Here is a 6,527-nt window from a genome sequence, read left to right as displayed (position 1 = left end):
AGTCCAGAGGTCGATGGTTGCGGCGGGGCGGTTGCGATCCGCCCCGCGCATCGTAAACAAACGAGTTCACACCGGCCTGTCCGGCGGCATACAAATTCGTAAGAATGGGCGCAAAAGGCATTGCCAATGTCTGGCGATGCGTTTGATGGAATGCGGCGCCTTGCATCCGCCATCGCTGTTCAACGGCGCGCTGATGGCGGCCGCGGTGCCGGGCCGCACGTTCGGCCCGACCCATCCTGCGCTCTGGTGATCGGTGGTTCTAGCTACCGAGCGGATGCGGCATGTAGCCGACGAAGCCTGATATCTTCCAGCTGCCGCCGACCTTGCTGCAGAAATACAGCGTCTGCCATTTCAGCCGGTCGACGCTGCCGTCCGCCTTGGCAACCGAGCCGTCGAATTTCTTGTGCAGCACGGCGCGGTCGCCGTCGACGTCGATGTCTCGCATGTTGGTGACGCGAAACAGCGCCTCGCGCAGCGGCTCGGCGAATTTGGTCGCCGCCGTCTCTTTGGCCTGGCGCAGCCATTCGTCGCGATAGATTTCGAGCCTTGGAAACTGCAGCCGCCAGGCGTCGGCGTTGTGCAGGAAATGCGCATGCATGCCGAAGAAGCTCGAGGCTACGAAATCATCCTCGACCATGGCCCAGTCCTGGCCGATGAAAGCGTCGATGTCGCGCCGCACCAGCATTTCCCAGAGCGCGTGGCGATCGGCATCGCCTGATGGAAACGGGTTCTTGTCGTAAGTCATCGCTGGGTGTCTCCGCTCTGGCAAATGCGTCTGTACGTTGCGGCTTCCAAGCCGCCCGTCAGCGCGTACGATGCAAGCGCTCTTGTAATAAAGCAACACGGATTTCGAAGAATGTTGCTTTCCAACAAGGCCCCCTATGAGGATCGCCCCGATCGGCGTAAATGTCGATCGAAGCGGGCGCTGCCATGGCACCCCGTCCTGTCATCAGAGGAGGCTTGTCCCTTGCCGAAACAGTGTTTTGGAACATCGCATGTGCCGTTGTCGCCCGCCGTGCGGGCCGGCGATCTCGTCTATGTCTCGGGCCAGGTTCCCGTCGGCAGCGACGGCATCGTGGTCAAGGGCGGCATATCGGAACAGACCGAGCAGGTGCTCGCCAATATCAAGGCCGCGCTGGCGCTGGCCGGCTGCACCATGGACGATGTGGTGAAGACCACGGTCTGGCTGGAAGATGCGCGCGATTTCGGCGCCTTCAACGCGGTCTATGCCCGGCATTTCCCCAAAAACCCGCCGGCCCGCACCACGGTCGAATCGCGGCTGATGATCGATATCAAGATCGAGGTCGAGGCGGTCGCTTACCGGCCTCTGTAGGCAAAGCAACGAAGCGGAGGTGACCTCAATGCAATTCGACCTCCTGCTGAAGGGCGGACGGCTGATCGATCCGGCCGCTGGCCTCGACGCGCCGCGCGATGTCGCCATCGCCAATGGCCGCGTTGCCGCAGTCGATGCCGATATCCCGGCGGACAGCGCAGCGCAGATCGTCGATGCCGGCGGCTGCATCGTCACGCCGGGCCTGGTCGACCTGCACAGCCACGTCTATTGGGGCGGCACGTCGCTTGGCGTCGATGCCGACCGGCTGGCCGCCAAGAGCGGCACCACCACCTTCATCGATGCGGGCAGTGCCGGCGCCGGCAATTTCCTCGGCTTCCGCCGCCATGTCATGGAGCGGTCGAAGGTCCGCATCCTGGCCTATGTCAACATTTCCTTTGCCGGCATTTTCGGCTTCTCGCAGACAGTGTCGGTCGGCGAGTGCAGCGACCTCAGGCTGTGCGAGCCGCGCGAGGTGGTCGCGGCGGTGCGTGAACACCGCGATGTCGTGGTCGGCGTAAAAGTCCGCTCCGGCAAGCATGCCGGCGGCACCAGCGGCATCGCCCCGGTGGATCTGGCGCTGGAGGCCGCCGACCAGGCCGGCCTGCCGCTGATGGCGCATATAGACGAGCCGCCGCCCGGCCGCTCGGAAGTGCTGCCGCGGCTGCGCAGGGGCGACATTCTCACCCACTGCTTCCGGCCGTTTCCCAATGCGCCGGTATTTGCTTCCGGCGCGGTGCGGCCCGACATGCGGCTGGCGCGCGAGCGCGGCGTCATCTTCGACATCGGCCACGGCATGGGCTCGTTCGATTTCGCCGTTGCCCGTGCCATGCTCGAGGAAGGGCTGGCGCCCGACGTGATCTCGAGCGACGTGCATCTCTACTGCGTCGACGGGCCGGCCTTCGACATACTGGTCTGCATGTCGAAGCTGCTGGCGCTCGGCATGCCGCTGGTCGAGGTCCTGCGCGCCGCCACGCAAGCGCCGGCGCAGGCGATCGCCAGGCCTGACCTGGGCACGCTGGCGGTCGGCACCGTCGGCGATGTCGCCGTGCTCCGGCAGCGCCCGGGCCGCTTCACCTTCGTCGATGCGGTCGGCGCGTCATTGGTCGCCGACCAGAGGCTGGTGTCGGATGGCATCGTTATCGGCGGCACCTGGTGGCCGAACGAGGCGGCTGATCACAACGAGACCGAGCGTTTCGTGGCGCAGGCGTCGCATACGCATGTTGAGGTGGCCGCGAGGCATTTTGGGCATCGGCACGATTAGCTCTTGCGGTAGATGGCTACCGCCCCGAATTGCTCGGCTTCCCATAAACCGGCGTCTCAATGCGCTCCATCCGCGCCTTGATCTGCAGCGCCACATATTTCGAATAGAAGCGCGACAGCGCCAGATTGCCGCCGTGGAACCAAAGCGCTTCCTGCGCGGTCGGCTTCCACATGTTGCGCAGCTCGCCTTGCCAGGGTCCGGGGTCGCCCTTGACGCCCGAGCCAAGCCCCCAGCAGGGGCCGACCTTGTCGGCGACTTCGCGCGAGACGATCGAAGCCACCGTCTCGTTCATCGACTGATAGCCGGTGCAGGCGATGATGGCGTCGGCGGCGAGTTCACTGCCGTCCTCGAACAGGATGCCGCTCGGGGTCAGCGACTTGATGGCGACGCCGCTGCGGATGCCGATCTTGCCGTCGATGATCAGGTCGGAAGCGCCGACATCGATATAGTAGCCGGAGCCGGTGCGGTAGGCCTTCATCAGAAGGCCGGTCTCGTCGTCGCCGAAATCGAGGGCGAAGCCGGCGGCGCGCAAGCGGTCGTAAAAAGCCGCGTCGCGCGCCTTGATCACCTCGTAAAGCGCCCGCTGGCCCTTGGGCACCAGCGCGAACGGCGTCGAGGCGACGATCATGTCGGCCTTCTCGGTGGTGATGCCGCGCGCCAGTGCGTCTTCCGAGAAGATCTCGAAGCCGACTTCCATCAGCGTGTCCGATTTGACCACCGTCGTCGGCGAACGCTGGATCATGGTGACCTCGGCGCCGCTTTCCCAGAGGTCGACGCAGACATCGTGGCCGGAGCTGGCCGCGCCGATGACCGCGACTCGTCTGCCGCGGAATTTGTCGCCGCTGGCATACTGGCTGGAGTGCAGCAACTCGCCCTTGAACCGGTCGGCGCCCGGCAGATCGATCCGCCGTGGCGGACCGTAGGCGCCGGTGGCGAAGACGATGTGCTTCGGCTTCAGCGTGATCTGGCGGCCGACGCGGTCGACGACCACGGTCCAGACTTTTTCGGCCTCATCATAGGACGCGCTCAGGCATTTCGTGGCGACCCAGTAATTGAGCTCCATGACGCGCGTGTACATTTCCAGCCAGTCGCCCATCTTGTCCTTGGGCGTGAACACCGGCCAGTTTTCGGGGAAGGGAATGTAGGGCAGATGGTCGTACCAGACCGGATCGTGCAACACGAGCGTGCGATAGCGGTTGCGCCAGGAATCGCCCGGCCGCGCATTCTTCTCGATGACGATGGTGGGCACGCCGAGCTGGCGCAGCCGCGCCCCCAGCATGATGCCGCCCTGGCCGCCGCCGATGACCAGGCAGTAGGGCTGTTCCTCGGTGCCGAGCTCGCGCGTCTCGCGCGCCCGCGCCTCCGACCAGGTCTCGCGCCTGGGATCGGCCTTGTGGCGCACGCCAAGCGGCCGCTTCGCCCCCTTGCGCTCCTCGAAGCCTTTCAGGTCCGTCATTGCCGTGAACAGCGTGCGGCAGCGGCCGTCGCGCAGCCGCATGATGCCCTCTCCCCTGGCCACCGCGGTTTCGAAGCTGAACCACGCCTCGATGGTGCCATCGTCCGAGATCGCCTCGCCGGTCAGTTGCCACGCGCTCGGCTTGGCCGTCGCCAGCGTCGCCGCCAGCATGTCGGCGATCGCCTCGCGGCCTTCCATGGTGGTGATGTTCCAGGTGAAGGTCAGGAGATCGCGCCAGTAGCAATCGTCGACGAACAGGTTGCTCGCAGCGGCCACGTCGCCGGCTGCGAGTGCCTGCGCCAGGGATTCGAGCCATGCGGCTGCCTGTTTCGTCGGTGCTATTTCGAGCATTTCTTTCCCTCTTTGTGCATGCGCCCAATCCAAGTTGGGATCATCAATTGTTGAACTCGGCGCCGCCCCTCATCCGCCTGCCGGCACCTTCTCCCCGTGAACGGGGAGAAGGGAGCTAGTCTCCGAGCGGCTCCATCTCCTTGCCGGTGCGGTGGATCTGGGCGTTGTATTTGATGCGGCGCACGGTCTCGCGGGCCGAACCGTCGAGCTTGTAGGCCGAGGCCACCGCCAGAAGGTCGATCGCCGCCAGGAAGGCGAAGCGCGAGGCCGTCGGCTTCAGCGTGTCGGGATATTCGGGCACCGCCACCGTCAACCTGACGTCGCAGGCGCGGGCGAGTTCGGTGTCGGGCGCGGTTACGGCGATGGCGTTGGCGCGGTAGTGCTTGGCGAGCTCGACGGCCTCGATCACCTCGCGGGTGCGTCCGGTCGCCGAAATGGCGATCACCAGATCGCCCGGCTTGAGCGTCGAGGCGGTCATGCGCATCAGATAGGGGTCGCACTGGGCGCTGACGGTGATGCCGTAGCGGAACAGCCGGTATTGGGTTTCCTGCGCCAGCGCCGAGGAGCTGCCGCCGAGGCCGAACACGGTGACCTGGCGCGCCTTGGCGATCAGATCGGCGGCTTTCTGCAGCTGCGCCGGGTCGAGCTGCCGCTCGGCCTCCTGCAGCGCCCGGCGCGCCTCGCCGAATACGGCGTTCCAGAACGGCATGCCATTGTCATTGCTGACGGAGGGCGACTTGGCCAGATAGAGCGCACCGACGACGAGGCTCTGCGCCAGCTTCAGCTTGAAGTCGCGCACGCCCTCGCAGCCGATGGCGCGGCAGAACCGGGTCACCGTCGGTTCGCTGACCCCGGCGCGCTGGGCAAGGGCGGCGTTGGAGGCGTCGACGGCATATTTGACGTCGTCGAGCACGACATCGGCGACACGCCGTTCGGCCGGGCGCAATTCGCTGTAGGAATCCTTGACCAGCGAGATGATGTCGGGAATGCGCCGGACAGGATCGCGCCCCTCGGTATCCTGGCCTGGAACAGGCTCGTCCTGGCTGCCAGCTTCGTTCATGGGGTCCTGGTCTTTCCCTGGGTTGCGAGGCTGCCGTCTTAGCATGTTTGCACGCCCTGGCTCCACGCGCCCGACCGCATCGCAACCGCAGCGTGTCGTAGGGTAAAGATCACCTTCCTCCGGTCCTCTCCGATCCGTGTCAGTTCCGAAGTATGTAGGAAAGCAACATGCATTTCAAGGCCGCAAAACCGATATTAAAACAAGCAGATAGGCATACTAATCGATTTTCCTGATACGGTGGCCATCGTCGGTGCTTGACAGGAAAGTAGGATAGTTACAGACTGATTTTCGCTGGGGATGAGCCAATGGATCATCGCGCAATCTTCCCGGGGGGCAGATGAATACGGGCGATGCAAAAAAGCCGAAGCTTGGCGTGCAGGCAGCGACCAAGATCTATCACACGGCCTCCGGCGACCTGCTGGCGCTGGACCGCTGCAGCCTAGATGTCAGCGCCAATGAAATCGTCTCGATCGTCGGCCCTTCCGGCTGCGGCAAGACCACGCTCTTGTGGTCGATGTCGGGCCTGCACAGCCTGACCAGCGGCGAGATCCGGCTCGATGGCAAGGCCATCACCGGTCCGCATCCCGATATCGGCATCGTCTTCCAGGAGGCGAACCTCCTGCCGTGGCGCAATCTCGACGCCAACATCCGCTTCCCTTTCGAGATCAAGGGCGAGAAGCCGGACCGGGCGTGGATCGCGCATCTGCTCAACCGGGTCGGGCTCGACGGCTTCGGCGGCAAGTTTCCGCGTGAGCTGTCGGGCGGCATGCAGCAGCGTGCGGCGATCGTGCGGGCGCTGGCGCTGAAGCCCTCGGTGCTTTTGATGGACGAGCCGTTCGGCGCGCTCGACAGCTTCACCCGCGAGGAGATGAACCGGCTGGTCGAGGAGATCTGGCTCGACACCAAGACAACGATCGTCTTCATCACCCACTCGATCGAGGAGGCGATCTTCCTCTCCGACCGGGTCGTGGTGCTGAGCGCCCGGCCGGGCCGCGTCGCCAAGGAATATCGCGTGCCGTTTGCGCGGCCACGCTCGCTGGAGATCATGGCGACGAAGGTGGTCTTC

The 6,527-nt window shown here is 64.8% G+C and carries 7 protein-coding genes; 4 read left to right on the top strand and 3 right to left on the bottom strand.

Annotated elements, in window-relative coordinates:
• Positions 1-250: hypothetical protein (locus tag EN893_RS38080; protein WP_206640114.1), on the top strand; the 250-nt coding region annotated here is incomplete at its 5' end.
• Between the two features lie 9 nt (positions 251-259).
• Here the strand turns inward: EN893_RS38080 and EN893_RS13455 are convergent.
• Positions 260-745, bottom strand: coding sequence for a hypothetical protein (locus EN893_RS13455; protein ID WP_128361585.1), 486 nt, complete (start codon positions 743-745; stop codon positions 260-262).
• Between the two features lie 222 nt (positions 746-967).
• On the opposite strand from EN893_RS13455, the gene EN893_RS13450 reads away from it, so the two are divergent.
• Positions 968-1,333, top strand: a complete 366-nt coding sequence (locus tag EN893_RS13450) for a RidA family protein (protein ID WP_013528752.1) — start codon at positions 968-970, stop codon at positions 1,331-1,333.
• Positions 1,334-1,361: 28 nt separating this feature from the next.
• A complete protein-coding gene (locus EN893_RS13445; protein WP_127269761.1) occupies positions 1,362-2,594 on the top strand; it encodes an amidohydrolase/deacetylase family metallohydrolase in 1,233 nt (410 codons plus the stop codon).
• Positions 2,595-2,610: 16 nt separating this feature from the next.
• Here the strand turns inward: EN893_RS13445 and EN893_RS13440 are convergent, their stop codons facing one another.
• The gene (locus EN893_RS13440; RefSeq protein WP_127269759.1) at positions 2,611-4,401 is read right to left on the bottom strand and encodes an NAD(P)/FAD-dependent oxidoreductase; all 1,791 of its coding nucleotides are present in this window, start codon (positions 4,399-4,401) and stop codon (positions 2,611-2,613) included.
• Between the two features lie 115 nt (positions 4,402-4,516).
• Entirely contained in the window at positions 4,517-5,461 is a 945-nt protein-coding gene (locus EN893_RS13435) for a MurR/RpiR family transcriptional regulator (protein ID WP_127273418.1), read from the bottom strand.
• A gap of 337 nt (positions 5,462-5,798) precedes the next feature.
• Here EN893_RS13435 and EN893_RS13430 point away from each other — a divergent pair.
• Positions 5,799-6,527, top strand: a 729-nt coding sequence (locus EN893_RS13430) for an ABC transporter ATP-binding protein (RefSeq protein ID WP_164900837.1), incomplete at its 3' end; no start/stop codon positions are given.

The sequence above is a fragment of the Mesorhizobium sp. M7A.F.Ca.CA.004.04.2.1 genome, assembly GCF_004022825.1.
Lineage (GTDB): Bacteria > Pseudomonadota > Alphaproteobacteria > Rhizobiales > Rhizobiaceae > Mesorhizobium.
This window is presented reverse-complemented; position numbering and strand designations above follow the sequence as displayed.

Excerpts from the sequence above, each read along its gene's own strand:
- EN893_RS13435 (WP_127273418.1), bottom strand. The coding sequence starts at position 5,461 with ATGAACGAAGCTGGCAGCCAGGACGAGCCTGTTCCAGGCCAGGATACC.
- EN893_RS13455 (WP_128361585.1), bottom strand. The coding sequence starts at position 745 with ATGACTTACGACAAGAACCCGTTTCCATCAGGCGATGCCGATCGCCAC.
- EN893_RS13440 (WP_127269759.1), bottom strand. The coding sequence starts at position 4,401 with ATGCTCGAAATAGCACCGACGAAACAGGCAGCCGCATGGCTCGAATCC.
- EN893_RS13445 (WP_127269761.1), top strand. The coding sequence starts at position 1,362 with ATGCAATTCGACCTCCTGCTGAAGGGCGGACGGCTGATCGATCCGGCC.